This window comes from Asanoa sp. NPDC049573 (assembly GCF_040676615.1).
Taxonomy (GTDB): Bacteria; Actinomycetota; Actinomycetes; order Mycobacteriales; family Micromonosporaceae; genus Asanoa.
The window spans coordinates 147,248-163,320 of record NZ_JBFAPI010000004.1; the positions used below are offsets into that span (position 1 = coordinate 147,248).

The window sequence follows — 16,073 nt, forward strand, 5'->3', positions numbered from 1 at the left end:
TGTCAGAGCTGGCCGCGCAGGGCCAGCGGGAAGCTGCCCGGGCCGACGTCGGTCAGGGTCCGGGTGAACTGGCGTAGGTAGGTGTCCAGGAACGGGGAACGGTCGCCCTGGGTGGGGTGGTCGAAGCGGGGGTTCTGGAGTTCCAGGGTCAGGCGCGCGCGGGTGACGTCGATCGTGTTGCCGCTCGGGGTGTCGCGCCAGCCGTTGCTCACGATCGTGCCTAGCTGCACGCCCAACTGGTGGCCGGCCTCGATGGTCCAGTCGGTCGACTTCAGGTCGAAGCCCACCCGGCCGGCACGCTCGATCAGGGCCACGTTCTCGTCGAACATCACCGCGGTGCCGTCCGGAGCGACGTCCCACAGCCGCACCATGACGTTGCCGGCGGCGCTGGCCTCCAGGTTCACCCGCGGCGTGGCGGTGATCCGGAGCCGGTCGGTGGTCGGCGTCGACCAGGTGAAGTAGCTGTGCGAGTCGGCGGCCAGCGACGGCGCCGGGCCGCGCGCCGCCAGCGGAGCGGGATCCGTGTAGTGCTCCATGTCGAACCGCTGCTCGGACTGGGCGGCCAGCGGCGACGCGATGCCATCGTCGACGTATTGTCCATCGTGGAGAGCGGCGACACTGAACGACGACGGCGTCGGCCAGGTCGGCTGGGCGCGCCACGCGCCGGTGCTGTCCTCGATGGCGAAGTCGGGGTCCTGCACCTGCGGCCGCTGGCCCTTCAGGTAACGGTCGTAGAAGCGCATGACCTCGTCGAAGAAGCCCGCCCGGCCCTGCAGCAACTGGCCGGCGCCGTTGGTCTCGTTGCCGCGTACGTGCTCCCACTGCCCCATCCAGCCACGCTCGACGCCGTGGTGGTTGTCGAGGTACTCCTCGGTGTCTTCCGGCTTCGTGTTGTTCTCGATGAAGCCCTGCGTGATGAACAGCGGCGTGTTGGTGCCCTTGGCGTCCGCCGCCAGGTTGCGGTCACGCCAGTAGCGCGAGTCGAGGTCCGGGTTGTTGTTGTTCGTCAGGTTGTCGGCCAGGCACTCGGGGTGGCTCTGTTCGTAGGCCGCGTTGGCCTTGTAGCGGTCACTGTCGTCGGCGAGCGGCGGGATCGTGGCGATGCTGTTGTAGGCATTGGGTGTGCCGGTCACGTTGGGCCGCGGCACCCCGTTGCTGAACAGGTAGTTGTACATGTTCCACACCGGTTCCTGCGCCACGACGGCCTTCAACGCACCGAGGCGCAGGTTGTTGCCGACCAGGCCGGTCACCGCGTCGTAGGACTTGCCGTACATCCCCACCTTGCCGGTCGACCACGGCTGGCTCGCCGACCACTGGATGGCGGCCTTCACGTCGGCCTGCTCGCCGGGCCCGACCCAGTCGAGGCAACCGGTGCTGCCACCGAAGCCGCGCAGGTCGACCATCACGTAGGTGTAGCCACGGGCGAAGAGGTTGGTGCCGGTGGTGAAGTCTTCGAACCGACTGGACGGGCCGGTCCGGGTCCACCCCTCAGGGCCGGTCTGGCCCGCGTGGCCGAAGTAGGGGCCGATGGCCAGGATCACCGGCGTCTTGGCGCGCGGCGACAGGTCGGCCGGCCGGAGGACGTCGGCGTGTAGTTCGACGCCGCTGTGGTCGGCGGACCGGAAGTAGGCCTCGGTCCACACCGCGCCGGCCGGCACACGGGGGTTCTCCTCGTGGGTGACGCCCGGCGGGGCGGAAGACGGAGGGGCCGCGGTCGCCATGTTGCTGACGGCGAGAGCCGCGAGGGTGATCAGGGCGCCGGCGGCGAGGGCTGTTGTCCGCCTGCGTACGTTCATCTGGCCTCCCCAAGCCATAGAGCAGTGTCTCTGCACCGTGACGTTATCGCGCCGCCGTCCGGTTTGGGCGCCCGTGGGAGGTTGTTTTTTTGATGGACGTAAGCGTTTCCCGAATTAGCCTAGGCTTACCTCGGGAATTGACTCGCCATCCTTTCCGGGCCGCTTTCACTCATGTGTTGCTAGGCTTAATCGCGCCCGCATTTATTTGGCGCGAACAATGACGAATAAGCGGAGGACGCCATGAGAACTCTCCTTCAGATGCCGGCCGTCCGTGAATGCGCCGCCACCGCGTGCAGCTTCAACGACAAGGGCTGCCACGCACCGGCCGTGACCGTCGCGTCCGCCGGTGACGCCGCCTCGTGCGCGACCTTCGTCGAGTCATCGGTCCGCGGCGGCATCGCCGACGTGACCGGCACGGTCGGGGCCTGCGCGCGCACACAGTGTGTGCACAACACCAACCTGGCGTGCACGGCCGAGTCCGTGACGATCGGTCCCGGCGCCACGGTCAGCGACTGCCTGACCTACCAACCCGCCTGACCAGGGCCGGCCTCTTTCGGTCGGGAGTTAGGTAAGGCTATCCTTGACGCCTCCTCATTCCCGACCAAGGAGGCCGCATGGCGTCGGACGCCAGCCGGACGTCAGACGGGCTGCCCGTCGGTGACGACGTCGCGACGCGATCGGTCCTCGCGGTCTCCGACTCACTGCTGATCCGCACCGGAGACACGGCCTCCGAGCTGCTGGCCGCACACACCGTGCTCCCCGACGGCACCCTCGCCATCGCGGTCGACGCCATGTCGCCGGTCGGCGGCCTGCTCGTCGCGGCCCGCGGCCGCGCCGGCGCCGTCACGCTCGAGGTGACCTCGGTGGTTCCGGTGCCGGTGCGCTGCCGGGTCCGCGCCCGGCTGACCATCACGGGCACCGTGCGCGCGCTCGACCCCGCGACTCTCGACGGCTGCGACGCCGGCACCATCGCATCCCTCCTCGACCTCCCCCCGGTCGCGCTCTGGGCCGTCGAGCCGGCGACCGTGCACCTCGCCAGGCACGAAACGGCCGCGGATGTGGCCATCGCCGCCTACCGCGCCGCCTCCCCCGACCCGCTAGCCGCCCTCGAGGCCGGCTACCTGCACCACCTGGTCGGCGCCGACGGCCCGGGCGTCGACCACCTGACCCTGCCGGCCGGCTGGCTGCGGCACCGAACCGGCCGGCTCATCCCGGTCGCGATCGACGCGGACGGCCTGACCGTCCGCGCCGAGAACCGGCAGGAGCATCACGACGTACGCCTGCCGTTCGCGTCCCGGGTGACCGCCGAAGCCGAGTTGTCCCGCGAGCTCGCCCTGCTCACGTCGTCGACCCCAGCGACGACGACCACTGACCGTTATCGACCCGACGCGATCTGACCACAGCGGCCGCAGGTCGATCGGCGCCGATGCCGGCGCACGATTCCGCAGGTCACGTGATCCGAATCATGGCGTAGCGCCCCCGACGGCCGTCTAGTTTGGCGGTGTCCTGCCCCGTTGCGCTGTGCGCAACGTGCACCTGCTCGAGTGGCCTACCCGCTCGTCGTCACTGGGAGGTACCACTCGTGTTCGGTGCGCTGGGACGGGTCGTGGTGCGGCATCCGGTCTGGGTGATCGTCGCGTGGCTGATCGCCGCGGTCGCGGTCATCGGGTTCGCGCCGAAGCTGACCACCACCACCGACGAGGCCTCGTTCCTGCCCACGCACTACGAGTCGATCCAGGCACAGGACATCCAGCAGGCGGCGTTCCCGCACGCGGCGACGCCGTCGGCGATCGTGGTGCTGGAACGCGGCGACGGTGGGCCGCTCACCGACGCCGACTCGGCGAAGGTCGCGACGATCGCACGGACGCTGACCGACCAGCACATCCCGAACGTCACCAGCATCGCGGCGGGACCGGCCTCGGCCAACAAGCTGATCCAGATCATCGCGGTGCAGATGCCGCAACAGACCGACCCCAGCGACAAGGCGCCCGGTGTTGCGGTGCAGACCCTGCGCGACGACCTGCAACAGCAACTGCACGGCACAGACCTCAAGGGCGGCATCACCGGCGGCGCGGCACAGGCGCTCGACCAACAGGACTCGGGCAACCGGGCCAACCTCATCATCGGCGTGGCCACGGTCGGCCTGATCCTGGTGCTGCTGCTGCTCATCTTCCGCAGCCCGATCATCGCGCTGTTGCCGATCATCACGATCGGCGTGGTGTCACAGGTGGCGACCGGCCTGATCGGCTGGGCCAACAGCGCGTTCGGCCTCAAGACCGACAGTTCGATCAGCGCGTTCCTGATCGTCGTGCTGTTCGGTGTCGGCACCGACTACATCCTGTTCCTGATGTTCCGTTATCGGGAACGGTTGCGCCTGGGCGAGGATCCGAAGACCGCGATGGTCAGTTCGGTGGCCCGGGTCGGCGAGGCGATCGCCTCGGCCGCCGGCGCGGTCATCATCGCGTTCCTCGCGCTCACGTTGTCGACGCTCGGCCTGTTCAAGTCCCTCGGCCCGGCCCTGGCGATCGCGGTCGCCACCACTCTGCTGGCCGGCCTGACGCTGATCCCGGCGATCGTGTCGCTGCTCGGCACCAAGGTGTTCTGGCCGTCGAAGGCATGGAAGAGGGAGCCGACCGGCGCCCGGTTCGCCGCGCTCGGCCGTTCGGTGGGGCGCCGCCCCGTCGCGTACGCCGGAGCCTCCGGTCTTGCCCTCGTGGTGCTGGCGATCTTCGCGCTCGGCTTCTCGCCCAACTTCGACCTCGGCGGTGGATCGACCTCGAAGGCGTCGGAGTCGACGGTCTGGCAGGCCGAACTGCTCAAGGGCCTGCCTGCCGGCGCGACCGAGCCGTCGCAGGTCTTCCTCCGGTCGGACGGCGGCACGCCGCTGGCCGCCGACCAGTTGACCGCCTACCAGGCCAAGCTGAGCGCGGTGCCGGGCGTCGGCCAGGTGCTGCCGGCGACGCTGTCGGCCGACAAGACCGTCGCCGACTTCCAGGTGACCCTCGCGTCCAACCCGCAGTCACACGCGGCGCTGGAGACCGTCAAGGGTCCGCTGCGCGACGCGGCACACGCGGCGGCGCCACCGGGCATGACGGCGTACGTCGGTGGCATCACCGCGGTCTTCGTCGACATCCAGGCCGCGGTCAACCACGACTATCTCGTGGTCTTCCCCGTCGCGGCGATCCTCATCATGATCATTCTCGGTCTGCTGCTGCGCAGCCTGGTAGCACCCTGGTATCTGATGCTGTCGGTCGGCCTCGGCTTCGCCGCGACGCTCGGCGCGACCGTGCTGGTCTTCCAGAAGATCCAGGGCGAGCCCGGCCTGATCTTCATCCTGCCGGTGATCATGTATCTGTTCGTGGTCGCCCTGGGCACCGACTACAACATCCTGATGATCGCCCGATTGCGCGAGGAGGCGCGCGAGGGCCGAAGTCCGCGCGAGGCGGCGTCGATGTCCGTGCGCCACGCCGGCCCCACCGTCGCGGCCGCGGGCCTGATCCTGGCCGGCACGTTCGCGTCGCTGATGCTCGCCGGCAACAGCCTGTTGACCCAGATGGGCTTCGCCATCTCCGGCGGGATCGCGATCGTCGCCTTCGTGATGGCGCTGTTCCTGACCCCGGCCCTCACGGCCCTGATGGGCCACGCCGCCTGGTGGCCGGGCCACCAGGACCGCACCGGCCGGCACGCGCGGGAAGCCGTGCCACAGGAGGCGACCAGGGTCGGCTGATACGGTCGTCGATCATGGCGAACAATCAGTTGGTGCTGGGCGGCGACCTGAGCGTCAACCGGGTCGGCTACGGCACGATGAAGCTCACCGGCTGGCCGCGGGGCGAGGGGCCCGACCGCGACACCGCGCTGGCCATCCTGCGCCGGGCCGTGGAGTTGGGCGTCAACCACCTCGACACGTCGCACTACTACGCCCGGGGCGGCGTGGCCGCGAACGAGCTGATCCGCGCGGCGCTGCACCCGTACCCGGCCGATCTGGTGATCGTGACCAAGGTCGGCGCGCTGGTCGAGGGCGACGACATCGCGCTGCCGCACACCGAGCAACGCGGCCTCTCCCCCGAGGGCCTGCGCCGCGGCGTCGAGGCCAACCTGCTCTCGCTGGGCGTCGACCGGCTCGACGTGGTCAACCTCCGGATGGGCGACCGGGGCCACGGTGACGGCCCGCTGGAGGCCGCGCTGGAGACCCTGATGGCCCTGCGCGCGGAGGGCCTCGTCCGGCACCTGGGCATCTCCAACGTCACCAAGGACCAGTTCGACCGGGCGCGCACCATCGCCGACATCGTCTGTGTGCAGAACCTCTACAACATCACGGCCCGCGACGACGACCCGCTGCTCGACGCCTGCGCCACGGCCGGCATCGCCTACGTGCCGTTCTTCCCGGTCGGCGGCTACCAGCCGCTCGCCGCCGAACGCCTGACCGCGGTGGCCGACCGGGTCGGCGCCACCGTGCCCCAGGTCGCGCTGGCCTGGCTGCTGGCCCGCTCACCCAACGTCGCGCTCATCCCCGGCACCAGCTCCCTGGCCCACCTGGAGGAGAACATCGCCGCCGGCGAGCTGCGATTGACCGACGACGATCTCAAACAGCTGGGCTAGTCGACCAGGGTCTGCGTGCCGAGCACCAGAGCGAGCGCGAGCCGGTCGGCGTCGTCGGTGCCGGGTTCGGCCGTGTAGACCGTGATCCGCAGGTCGTCGAGGGCGACGACCAGGGTGTCGCAGTCGAGGGTGATCCGGCCGACCGCCGGATGTTCGATGGTCTTGCGCTTGGACGGGTCCGGCGGTGGCGGCGGGATGTCGGAGTCCCAGAGCTCGGCGAAGCGGGTGCTCTGTGCCGCGAGGTCGCTGACGAGGCGCCGCAGCGACCGGTCGGCCGGATACCGGGAGGCGGTCAGGCGCAGGTCGGCGACCAGCCGCGCCTCGTGGTCGGCCTGTTCCCGCGCGGTGTGCACGACCCTGCTGGCCGGCCCGAGCAGGTTGCGCCAGATGGCGTTGCGCTCGATGCCGCGCCAGGCCGAGGTCGCACCCATCAGGGCGTCGTACGGCGCGTTGGCCAGCACCAGCGTCCAGGTCGCGTCGTAGACGACCACCGGAGTGTGCGCCAGGCGATCGAGCAGGCGCTGCACGCTCGGGGTCAGGCGGGACGGGACGATCCCCGGCCCGGGCGCCGCGTGCCCGGCCAACTGGTAGAGCAGGTCGCGTTCGGCGTGGGAGAGTCGTAGCGCCCGGGCGAGGGCCTCCACGACCTGGGCCGAGGGCGCCGTCGCCCGGCCCTGTTCGAGGCGGGTCACATATTCGGCGGAGATCCCGGCGATCGCGGCCAACTCCTCGCGGCGCAGGCCCGCGGCCCGGCGCCGCCGCCCCACGGGCAGGCCCACCGTCTCAGGCGCCGCCCGGTCGCGCCAGCGGCGGACCGTCCGGCCGAACTCCCACGCCTCCACGTCCCCCAGTATTGCCAGGTCGGCGCCGGGTGTCCTGGCCCTGCCAGTCCTACGAAAACCGGACGCCTGCCTGCCGGCGCGGATCCGATGTTGGCTGCGTCCATGACTTCTGTAGTGATCACCGGACCCACCCGGGGCCTGGGCCGGGCAGCGGTCCTGGCGATGGCGGCCCATCCGGCCCGCCCCGCGCTGTTGCTGGTTGGCCGCGACGGTCCGGCGTTGACCGCGGTCGCCGACGAGGCCCGGGCCCGGGGCGCGGTCGTACACGAGATCGGCTGCGACCTGTCCCGGCTCGCCGACGTCCGCGCGGCCGCCGCGACCGTCCGCGACCTGGTCGGGACCGATGCGGTCGGCCCGGTGCGGGCGCTGGTGGCCAACGCCGGGACGATGTCGGCGGACACCCGGCGGGCGTCCGCCGACGGGATCGAGATGACGTTCGCCGTAAACTATCTCGCCCACGCCCAACTCGTCGGCGACCTGCTGGAGGTGTTGACCGCACCCGCCCGCATCGTGCTCCTCGGCTCCAACACCTACCACGCCAACCTCTGGCGGCGGCTGCTCGGTGTGCCGCCGGCCCACTGGCGGGATCCGGTCGAGATCGCCCGGCCGGCCACCGGTGAATCGCGTCCGGGGATGAAGGCCGCCGGGGTGGCCTATTCCAACGCCAAGCTGGCCAACCTCTACTACGCCCACGAGTTGCAACGACGCGTCGGCGCCGGGGTCAACGTCGTGGTGTTCGAGCCCGGCTGGATGCCGGGCACCGCCCTGGGCCGCGGTGCGCCCCCGGCGGTCCAGGCGATCGGGCGGGCGATCGCGCGGCTGCCCGGCATCGCCACTCCCGAGCGGTCCGGGCCGATGCTGGCGTCGATCGCGCTCGACGACCGGTGGGCGCACCTGCGCGACGGCGCGTTCGTCGTGCGCGACAAGGTGACGGAGGTGCGCCCGATCGCCCACGACCGGGAGCGGGAACAGCGCCTGTGGGCGGCGACGGCCGAGCTTCTTACTGAAGGCCGGTGCGGACCGAGGTGACGCGCCGGGTGTTGAAGCCCAGCCAGTTCATCCGGCCGAGGTAGCGGGCGTGTTCGACCTTGATGCAGCGGTCCATCACGACCTCGACGCCGCCGTCCTCGGCGATCCGGGCGCCCTCCTCGTTGACGACGCCGAACTGGCACCAGAGCAGACCGGCCTTGATCTGCACGGCTTCCCGCGCGATGGCCGGCAGCGCGTCGGGTGCGCGGAAGACGTCGACGATGTCGATCGGGACCGGCACGTCGAGCAGGCTCGGGTAGCAGGTCTCGCCGAGGATCTCTGTCTCGCGCGGGTTGACCGGAATCACCTTGTAGCCGTGCCGCTTGAGGTAGTAGCCGACGAAGTAGCTCGGCCGCAGCTCGTTTGTGGACAGTCCGACGACGGCGATGGTCTTCGCGGTGTGCAGCACCCGCTGGATCGTCGACGTGTCCTGGTAGCGCGCGAGGTCCATCAGAGACCACCCTTCGACGACACGTTGGCGAGGCCCTGCTCCAGGTCCCAGATCAGGTCGTCGGCCGACTCGGTGCCGACCGAAAGTCGCACGGTGCCCGGCGACACGCCGGCGGCGCGCAACTCGTCGTCGCTGAGCTGGCGGTGCGTCGTGCTTCCGGGATGGATGATCAGGCTCTTGGCATCGCCCACGTTGGCCAGGTGTGACCAGAGCGTCACGCCCCGGATCAGGTCCTGGCCACCTTCGCGGCCGCCGGCGCAGTCGAAGGAGAACACCGCACCCGCGCCCTTGGGCAGGTATTTCGAGACCAACGGCGCGTAGGCGCTCCCGGGCAGGCCCGCATACGTGACGTTGCTCGCCAACTCGTGTGACTCGAGGAAGCTGGCGACCGCGAGCGCGTTCTCGACGTGCCGTTCCATCCGCAGCGACAGCGTCTCGAGCCCCTGCAGGAAAAGGAAGGCGTTGAACGGCGAGAGTGCCGCACCGAGGTCGCGCAGCGTCTCGGCCCGCAGCTTCATCAGATAGCCGTACTCGCCGAACGTCTCGTGGAACTTGAGCCCGTGATAGGCCGGCGACGGATCAGCGACCACCGGGAAGCGCCCGTTGGACCAGTCGAACGTGCCGGCCTCGACGACGACGCCGCCGATGCTGGTGCCGTGCCCGCCGATGAACTTCGTCGCCGAGTGGATGACGATGTCGGCGCCCCACTCGATCGGCCGGCACAGATAGGGCGTCGCGAACGTGTTGTCGACGATGAGCGGCAGCTCGTGCTCGTGCGCGATCGCGGCCACGGCCTCGATGTCGAGCACGTTGCCGCCCGGGTTGCCGATCGTCTCGCCGAAGAACGCCTTGGTGTTGGGCCGCACCGCCTTGCGCCACGCCTCGGGATCGTCGGGGTCGACCCAACTCAGCTCGACGTTCATCTTGCGCAGCAGGTGCTTGAGCTGGTTGACCGTGCCGCCGTAGAGAGCCGCCGACGAGACCACGTGGTCGCCGGGCTCGAGCAGCGTGAAGAGCGCGCCGGCCTGGGCCGCGATGCCGCTGGCGAACGCGACCGCGCCACTGCCGCCCTCGAGGTTGGCGACCCGCTCCTCGAACACCGCCACGGTCGGGTTCATGATCCGGGAGTACGTGTTGCCGTATTCCTGGAGGTTGAAGTAGGCGGCCGCCGACTCCGGATCCTCGAAGACGTAACTGGTCGTCTGGAAGATCGGCACCGCTCGGGCGCCGGTGTTGGGGTCGGGCCGCTGGCCGGCGTGAAGTTGTCGCGTCTCGAACCCGAACTCGCGGTCCTCTTCGGTGCGGGGGTGCTGGTCAGTCACAAATGCCTCTTCCTCGAAACGTCACGCCGCGCCGCCGCCGGCGAGGAAGCCGCGGATGATGGGGATCTGCCGGGCCTCCTCGAGGAGGAAGCAGTCATGCCCGTACGGAGCGTCGATCAGGTGGTATTCGACGGTCTTGCCGAGGCCGCGCAGCGCGTCCTCGATCTGCGTCGACGCGACCGGCGGATAGAGCCAGTCGGAACTGAACGCGATCAGCAGCGTCCGCGCCGTCACGTCCTGGAACGCCGCCGCGAGTGAGCCACCGTGCTGGCGGGCCAGGTCGAAGTAGGTCAGCGCCCGCGACAGGTAGAGATAGGTGTTGGCGTCGAACCGCCGCACGAAGCTGCCCGCCTGGTGGCGCAGGTAGCTCTCGATCTCAAACTCCGGTTCCGTGATCGTGTAGCGGATGTCGTCGGCGAACTGCAGCCGCCGGGCGAACTTGTCCTCCAGGGCCACCGCGGACAGGTAGGTGATGTGGCCGACCATCCGGGCCACACCCATGCCGGCCTCGGGCGCGCTCCCGGTGCCGTAGTAACTCCCGCCCTGCCAGGCCGGGTCCCGCATGATCGCGTCGCGGGCGATCGCGTTCCAGGCCACGCCTTGCGGATGCAATGCGTGGGTGCTGGCGATGGCCACGACGGCGTCGACCCGATCGGGGAACAACACCGCCCATTCGAGTGCCTGCATGCCGCCCAGCGACCCGCCCGCGACCGCGGCGAGCCGCTCGATGCCTAGTTCGGCGAGGAAGGCGCGCTGCGTGCGGACCATGTCGGCGACGGTCACGACCGGGAAGCCGGCGCCGTAGGGCGCGCCGGTCGCCGGGTCGATCGACGACGGGCCGGTGGTGCCCTTGCAGCCGCCGAGCACGTTGGTCGAGACCACGAAGAACTCGTCGGTGTCGAACGCCTTGCCCGGGCCGATCATGCCGTCCCACCAGCCCAGCGCCCGGCCGGCGGCACCGTCGCGGGCCTCGGCGGCGAACCCGTCCCGGGTGCTCGCCTCCCCCGGTGCCTGGGAAACCCCGGCGGCGTGCGCGTCACCACTGAGCGCGTGGCAGACCAGGATGACGTTGTCGCGCGCCGCAGAGAGGGTGCCGTAGGTCTCATAGGCCACCCGGACGCCGGCCAGCTCACGCCCGCAGTCGAGCCGCACGGGCTCCGGCAGGTCGAGGAAGCGCGTCTCGACGGTGCCGACCGACCCCGCGGTGATCGAGGTGGGCTGCGATGTCATCTCTGGTCCTCGCCGGTGGGTGCGGTGTACGGTCGCGTTGTCTGGCAATCCGATAGGAATTGTAGATCGATCATCGAGGGGGCATCACGGTCATGACGGTCGTGGACAACGGGGTCAACGTGCAGGCGCTGCTCGACGCCCGCGAGGTGCTCAAGGGCGCGCCGGAAGCCGCCCAGTTCACCTGGCGCGCCACCTCCAAGTGGGAGGACGGCGTCCACAGCACCACGAAGATACAGAACTTCTACGGGCTCGGGCAGGACCAGCAGCACAAGGCCGAGGCGGTCTTCGACGCCGACCACCCGGAGGTGTTCGCGGCCCGGGACCAGGGCATCACGCCGATCGAATACCTGCTCGTCGGCCTGGCCAGCTGTCTGACGGCGGGCGTGGCGTCGGTCGCGCAGAACCGCGGCATTCAGCTGCGCTCCGTCGAAGCCGTGGTCGAGGGCAACCACGACATCCGCGGGATCCTGGGCGTCGACAGCGACGTCCGCAACGGCTACAACGACATCAAGGTCACATTCTCGATCGACGCGGACGCGTCGCGGCAGGACATCGAGGCGCTGGTCGCCCAGTCGCAGAAGCGGTCCGCCGTGTTCGACGCGCTGACCAACCCGACCGACGTCACCGTCGAAGTCGCCTGACAGGCCGGGTCGCGGGGAAAGGACCAGAGCCATCGAGCACGTCACCACGGTCGTCGTCGGCGGGGGGCACGCGGGGCTGACGGCGAGTGCTTTCCTCGGCGAGCGGTCGATCGACCATGTCGTGCTCGAGCGCGGCGAGGTGGCCGACTCGTGGCGGCGTGAACGGTGGGACTCACTGCGAACGCTGACCCCCAACTGGATGAACCGCCTGCCGGGCCAAGGCTACGACGGCCCTGACCCGGACGGCTATATGGCGATGGGCGAAGTGGTCGACCTCATCGAGCGCTTCGCCCGCGCCTCGAAGGCGCCGGTCCGCACCGGCACCGAGGTCATCTCGGTGCGCCGCGCCGGCGACGGCTACGCGGTGACGACCGACGACGGCGAGATCTCGTGCCGTGCGGTGGTCATCGCCAGCGGCGCGTGCAACCGGCCCAGCGTTCCCGCGCTCGCCGCCGCCGTGCCGGCCTCCGTCGCCCAGTTCACCCCGTTCGACTACCGCGGCCCCGCCGACCTCCCCGACGGCGGTGTCCTCGTCGTGGGCGGCTCGGCGACCGGGGTCCAACTGGCGGCGGAGATCCGCCGATCCGGCCGGACCGTGGTGCTCTCGGTCGGCGAACACGTCCGGCTGCCGCGCCTCTACCGCGGCCGCGACGTGCTGTGGTGGATGGACGGTTCCGGCGTGTGGGACCAGCGCTACGACGAGGTCGACGACCTCACCCGGGCCAGGCGGCTGCCGTCACCCCAACTCGTCGGCACGCCGGAGCGGGCGACGCTCGACCTCGGCGCTCTGGCGACGATGGGCGTCGAACTGGTCGGCCGCCTCTCGGCCGTCCGTGGCACCGAGGCGCTGTTCTCCGGCGGCCTGCGCAACGTGTTCGCGCTCGCGGACCTCAAGATGACGCGGCTGCTCGACACGTTCGACGGGTGGGCACGCGCGGCCGGCCTCGACGTCCCGCCGCCGGAGCGGCCCGCGCCGACCCCCGCGCCGAAGACGCCCCGGCTGCGGCTCGACCTGGCGGGCGGCGAGATCGGCGCGATCGTGTGGGCGACCGGCTTCCGGCCCGAGTACGGCTGGCTCGACGTGCCCGTGGTCGACGAGAAGGGCAATCTGCGCCACGAGGGCGGCGTCGTCGACAGCCCGGGCCTCTACGCGCTGGGCCTGCCGCTGCTGCGCCGCCGCCGGTCGACCTTCATCCACGGCATCGAGGACGACGCCCGCGCGGTCATCGCGCACCTCGCCGACGCGCTCTGACGCCCAACGAAACGAATTCGTAACGAGGGATTGACGAGCCCGAGCGGCGCGTGAAGACTTCCGTAAACGTTTACAGCTACGAGGCGGAGGCGCGGCGGATGGGACGTAAACGTTTACAGTCCGACGGCGACGGCCGGCCGACCGTGCACACGGTAGCCGCGCGCGCCGGCGTCTCGATCGCCTCGGCGTCGCGCGTCCTGAGCGGCATCGGCGGCAGCGCGGAGACGATCCGCCGGGTCCGCGAGGCGGCGGCCGCGGTCGGCTACGTGCCCAACGCGATCGCCCGCTCACTCCAGTCGAGCCGCACCGACCTGATCGCGCTCGCGGTCGAAGACATCGGCAACCCGGTGTACGTGGCGATGATGCGCGCGATCGAAGCGGTCGTCGCCGACTCGGGGCGGCAACTGGTCGTGCACGCCACCGGTGGCCGGGTCGCGAGCGAGACCGCGCTGCTCCGCCGCCTGGCGCACCGCTACGCCGACGGCATGATCATCTCGCCGATCCGGGTCACCGACGCGCACCTGGAGGCGATCGTCGACAGCCCCGCACCGGTCGTGGTGATCGGCCAGTTGCCCGCGGACGCGCCGGTCGACAACGTGCGCACCGACTCCCGGCAGGGCATCGCGCTCGCGGTCGAGCACCTGGTGGCGCAGGGCCGCGAGCGGATCGGCTTCCTCAACGGCCCGCTCGACACCGTGCCGGGCAGCGCGCGCGACGCCGGCTTCCGGGCCGCCCTGGCCGCGCACGGCATCGAGCACGACGAGCGGCTCGTCGAGGTCGGCGACTTCCAGTACGGCGCCGGTCGCGCCGCCGCCGAACGCCTGCTGGCCCGGGCCGAGCCCGACGCGCTGGTCTGCGCCAACGACCTGATCGCGGTCGGCGCGCTGCACGCCCTGCTGGTCGCCGACCGCAAGGTGCCGCACGACGTGGCCCTGGTCGGCATGGACGACACGGTCGCCGTGCAGATGGCGTACCCCCAGATCTCCTCGGTTTCGCTCGGTTCCGAGACCCGCGGCGCGCTGGCCGCCCGGCTGCTGCTGGAGCGGATCGCCGACCCCGACCTGCCGCCCCGCCGCGAGACCGTGGCGCCGCGCCTGGTGGTGCGGGCCTCCAGCCGACCGGAGGTGAACCCATGACCGTGATGGTCGAGGACGCGCCACCCGAGCTGTCACCCAACGCGCGCCGCCGGGCCAAGGCCCGCAGCGACCGCACGACCGTCTACCTGTTGCTGTTCCCCGCGCTGGTGCCGGTCGTCGTGCTGTCGGTCTACCCGCTGCTGCGCGGCATCTACCTCGGCTTCACCGACGCCCGCGCCGGCCGCAACGTCGACACGTCCTTCACCGGCATCGACAACTACCGCGAGCTGGTCGGCGACGACCTGTTCTGGCGGGCCTTCCAGATCGGCCTGATCTGGGCGCTCACCGTCACCATCCTCCAGTTCCTGCTCGCGCTCGGCCTCGCGCTGCTGCTCGACCAGCCCCTGCGGTTCCGGGGCTTCGGGCGGGTGATGGCACTGGTGCCGTGGGCGATGCCGCCGGTCATCGTCGGCATCATGTGGCGGCTCGTCTACCACCCCGACGCCGGGTTGCTCAACGAGGTGCTGCACCGGCTCGGCGCCGACGGGCTGCGGCACAACTGGCTCGGCGACTTCGGCACGGCGCTGCCCGCGGTGATCATCGTGGGCATCTGGGCGGGCATGCCGCAGACGACCATCGTGCTGCTCGCCGGCCTGCAAGGAGTGCAACGCGAGTTGCACGAGGCGGCGGCGGTCGACGGCGCCTCGGCCTGGCAACGGTTCCGCGGCGTCACGCTGCCGGCGCTGATGCCGGTGATCGTCGCCATCACCACGCTCGACTTCATCTGGAACTTCAACTCGTTCGGCCTGGTCTACGTGCTGACCGCGGGCGGCCCGGGCGGGCGCACGATGCTGCCGATGCTCTTCGCGTACGAGGAGGCGTTCCGCTATGGCAACTACGGCTACGCCGCGGCCCTGGGCAATGTGATGGTGCTGATCATCGTCGCCTTCCTCGCGGTCTACCTGCGCCGCCGGCTCCGGGAGGCGAACGCGTGACCAGGACCCGCCCGGCCGTTCGGGCCCTGCAGTACCTGGCGCTGGCCGGTTATGTCATCTTCCTGGGCTTCCCGCTGGTGTGGATGCTCTCGACGTCGTTCAAGCCGCCGCGGGAGATGGTGGAGATCCACCCGACGCTGGTGCCGCACCACCCGACGCTCGACAACTACGTGCAGGCGTTCACCCAGCAGCAACTCGGCCGGGCGGCGCTCAACAGCCTCCAGGTCTCGCTGGCCACGGCGGTGCTCACCGTGCTGGTCGCACTGCCGGCGGCGTACGCGTTGGCCCGGTTCCGCACCCGCGTCGGCACCGTGGCCCTCGGCTGGGTGCTGCTCTCGCAGCTGTTCCCGTTCGTACTCCTGGTCATCCCGCTGTTCCTGATCCTCCGGCAGGCCGACCTCGTCGACACCCACGCGGGGCTGATCCTCGTGTACGTCGTCTGGGCCCTGCCGTTCGCGCTCTGGATGCTCCAGGGCTTCGTCCGCAACGTGCCGCGCGACCTGGAGGAGGCGGCCGCCGTCGACGGCGCCACCCGCCTGCAGACCCTGCGCAAGGTGGTGGCGCCGCTGCTCGCTCCGGGCATCGTCGCGACCGCGCTGTTCGCCTTCATCTCGTCGTGGAACGAGTTCTTCTTCGCCCTCGTGCTCCTCAAGAGCCCCGACCTCGCCACGCTTCCGGTGACCCTGGCCCGCTTCGTCGGTGTCGAGGGGATCGCCCGGCTCGGCCCGCTGGCCGCCGGCTCGCTGATGGCGACCGTGCCGAGCCTGCTCTTCTTCGCTTTCATGCAGCGCCGGCTGACCTCCGGGTCGCTGGCCGGCGCCGTCAAGGGTTAGCACCTGT

The 16,073-nt window shown here is 70.6% G+C and carries 15 protein-coding genes; 10 read left to right on the forward strand and 5 right to left on the reverse strand.

Going from position 1 to position 16,073, the window contains the following annotated elements; translation table 11 throughout:
- Positions 1–2: 2 nt before the first annotated feature.
- Positions 3–1,796, reverse strand: a complete 1,794-nt coding sequence (locus AB0J74_RS10775) for a CocE/NonD family hydrolase (protein WP_363446900.1) — start codon at positions 1,794–1,796, stop codon at positions 3–5.
- 240 nt (positions 1,797–2,036) lie between these two features.
- On the opposite strand from AB0J74_RS10775, the gene AB0J74_RS10780 reads away from it, so the two are divergent.
- The 4 genes from AB0J74_RS10780 to AB0J74_RS10795 all read left to right on the forward strand — a co-directional run bounded on the left by AB0J74_RS10780 (position 2,037) and on the right by AB0J74_RS10795 (position 6,395).
- The gene (locus AB0J74_RS10780; RefSeq protein ID WP_363446902.1) at positions 2,037–2,333 is read left to right on the forward strand and encodes a DUF1540 domain-containing protein; all 297 of its coding nucleotides are present in this window, start codon (positions 2,037–2,039) and stop codon (positions 2,331–2,333) included.
- 77 nt (positions 2,334–2,410) lie between these two features.
- Positions 2,411–3,193 (forward strand): DUF2470 domain-containing protein, encoded by a 783-nt coding sequence (locus tag AB0J74_RS10785; RefSeq protein ID WP_363446904.1) that lies wholly within the window; start codon positions 2,411–2,413, stop codon positions 3,191–3,193.
- 185 nt (positions 3,194–3,378) lie between these two features.
- Entirely contained in the window at positions 3,379–5,523 is a 2,145-nt protein-coding gene (locus AB0J74_RS10790) for an MMPL family transporter (RefSeq protein ID WP_363446906.1), read from the forward strand.
- A 14-nt stretch (positions 5,524–5,537) separates the two neighbouring features.
- Complete coding sequence (locus tag AB0J74_RS10795) at positions 5,538–6,395, forward strand: oxidoreductase (protein ID WP_363446908.1); 858 nt, start codon at positions 5,538–5,540, stop codon at positions 6,393–6,395.
- On the opposite strand, the gene AB0J74_RS10800 is transcribed toward AB0J74_RS10795, so the two are convergent.
- The gene (locus AB0J74_RS10800) at positions 6,392–7,237 is read right to left on the reverse strand and encodes a helix-turn-helix transcriptional regulator (protein ID WP_363446910.1); all 846 of its coding nucleotides are present in this window, start codon (positions 7,235–7,237) and stop codon (positions 6,392–6,394) included. The two genes, AB0J74_RS10795 and AB0J74_RS10800, sit on opposite strands and share 4 nt — an antisense overlap.
- Positions 7,238–7,339: 102 nt before the next feature.
- Here AB0J74_RS10800 and AB0J74_RS10805 point away from each other — a divergent pair, with 102 nt between their 5' ends.
- A complete protein-coding gene (locus AB0J74_RS10805; RefSeq protein ID WP_363446912.1) occupies positions 7,340–8,266 on the forward strand; it encodes an SDR family NAD(P)-dependent oxidoreductase in 927 nt (308 codons plus the stop codon).
- On the opposite strand, the gene AB0J74_RS10810 is transcribed toward AB0J74_RS10805, so the two are convergent.
- Genes AB0J74_RS10810 through AB0J74_RS10820 form a run of 3 tightly spaced genes read right to left on the reverse strand, consistent with a single transcriptional unit; the run spans position 8,238 to position 11,269 of the window.
- Positions 8,238–8,717 (reverse strand): CoA-binding protein, encoded by a 480-nt coding sequence (locus tag AB0J74_RS10810; protein ID WP_363446914.1) that lies wholly within the window; start codon positions 8,715–8,717, stop codon positions 8,238–8,240. The two genes, AB0J74_RS10805 and AB0J74_RS10810, sit on opposite strands and share 29 nt — an antisense overlap.
- Positions 8,717–10,039: an O-acetylhomoserine aminocarboxypropyltransferase/cysteine synthase family protein gene (locus tag AB0J74_RS10815; RefSeq protein WP_363446917.1), complete on the reverse strand. Its 1,323-nt coding sequence runs from the start codon at positions 10,037–10,039 to the stop codon at positions 8,717–8,719. The genes AB0J74_RS10810 and AB0J74_RS10815 overlap by 1 nt, the downstream gene beginning before the upstream one ends.
- A 21-nt stretch (positions 10,040–10,060) precedes the next feature.
- A complete protein-coding gene (locus AB0J74_RS10820; RefSeq protein WP_363446919.1) occupies positions 10,061–11,269 on the reverse strand; it encodes a homoserine O-acetyltransferase in 1,209 nt (402 codons plus the stop codon).
- Between the two features lie 92 nt (positions 11,270–11,361).
- On the opposite strand from AB0J74_RS10820, the gene AB0J74_RS10825 reads away from it, so the two are divergent.
- The 5 genes from AB0J74_RS10825 to AB0J74_RS10845 all read left to right on the forward strand — a co-directional run bounded on the left by AB0J74_RS10825 (position 11,362) and on the right by AB0J74_RS10845 (position 16,066).
- Entirely contained in the window at positions 11,362–11,910 is a 549-nt protein-coding gene (locus AB0J74_RS10825) for an OsmC family protein (RefSeq protein ID WP_363446921.1), read from the forward strand.
- A 31-nt stretch (positions 11,911–11,941) separates the two neighbouring features.
- On the forward strand, positions 11,942–13,162 hold the full coding sequence (locus AB0J74_RS10830) for an NAD(P)-binding domain-containing protein (RefSeq protein ID WP_363447769.1): 1,221 nt from the start codon (positions 11,942–11,944) through the stop codon (positions 13,160–13,162).
- 98 nt (positions 13,163–13,260) lie between these two features.
- Positions 13,261–14,298: a LacI family DNA-binding transcriptional regulator gene (locus AB0J74_RS10835; protein ID WP_363446923.1), complete on the forward strand. Its 1,038-nt coding sequence runs from the start codon at positions 13,261–13,263 to the stop codon at positions 14,296–14,298.
- Positions 14,295–15,233 carry a sugar ABC transporter permease gene (locus AB0J74_RS10840; protein WP_363446925.1) on the forward strand — a complete coding sequence of 313 codons (939 nt, stop codon included), beginning with the start codon at positions 14,295–14,297 and terminating at the stop codon, positions 15,231–15,233. The genes AB0J74_RS10835 and AB0J74_RS10840 overlap by 4 nt, the downstream gene beginning before the upstream one ends.
- Complete coding sequence (locus AB0J74_RS10845) at positions 15,230–16,066, forward strand: carbohydrate ABC transporter permease (protein WP_363446927.1); 837 nt, start codon at positions 15,230–15,232, stop codon at positions 16,064–16,066. Before AB0J74_RS10840 ends, AB0J74_RS10845 begins: the two co-directional genes overlap by 4 nt.
- The last annotated feature ends 7 nt before the right edge of the window (positions 16,067–16,073 follow it).

What these genes read in the sequence shown, in the direction of transcription:
- AB0J74_RS10775 (WP_363446900.1), bottom strand. Translation starts at nt 1,796, where the DNA reads ATGAACGTACGCAGGCGGACAACAGCCCTCGCCGCCGGCGCCCTGATC.
- AB0J74_RS10780 (WP_363446902.1), top strand. Translation starts at nt 2,037, where the DNA reads ATGAGAACTCTCCTTCAGATGCCGGCCGTCCGTGAATGCGCCGCCACC.
- AB0J74_RS10785 (WP_363446904.1), top strand. Translation starts at nt 2,411, where the DNA reads ATGGCGTCGGACGCCAGCCGGACGTCAGACGGGCTGCCCGTCGGTGAC.
- AB0J74_RS10795 (WP_363446908.1), top strand. Translation starts at nt 5,538, where the DNA reads ATGGCGAACAATCAGTTGGTGCTGGGCGGCGACCTGAGCGTCAACCGG.
- AB0J74_RS10805 (WP_363446912.1), top strand. Translation starts at nt 7,340, where the DNA reads ATGACTTCTGTAGTGATCACCGGACCCACCCGGGGCCTGGGCCGGGCA.
- AB0J74_RS10810 (WP_363446914.1), bottom strand. Translation starts at nt 8,717, where the DNA reads ATGGACCTCGCGCGCTACCAGGACACGTCGACGATCCAGCGGGTGCTG.
- AB0J74_RS10820 (WP_363446919.1), bottom strand. Translation starts at nt 11,269, where the DNA reads ATGACATCGCAGCCCACCTCGATCACCGCGGGGTCGGTCGGCACCGTC.
- AB0J74_RS10825 (WP_363446921.1), top strand. Translation starts at nt 11,362, where the DNA reads ATGACGGTCGTGGACAACGGGGTCAACGTGCAGGCGCTGCTCGACGCC.
- AB0J74_RS10835 (WP_363446923.1), top strand. Translation starts at nt 13,261, where the DNA reads ATGGGACGTAAACGTTTACAGTCCGACGGCGACGGCCGGCCGACCGTG.
- AB0J74_RS10840 (WP_363446925.1), top strand. Translation starts at nt 14,295, where the DNA reads ATGACCGTGATGGTCGAGGACGCGCCACCCGAGCTGTCACCCAACGCG.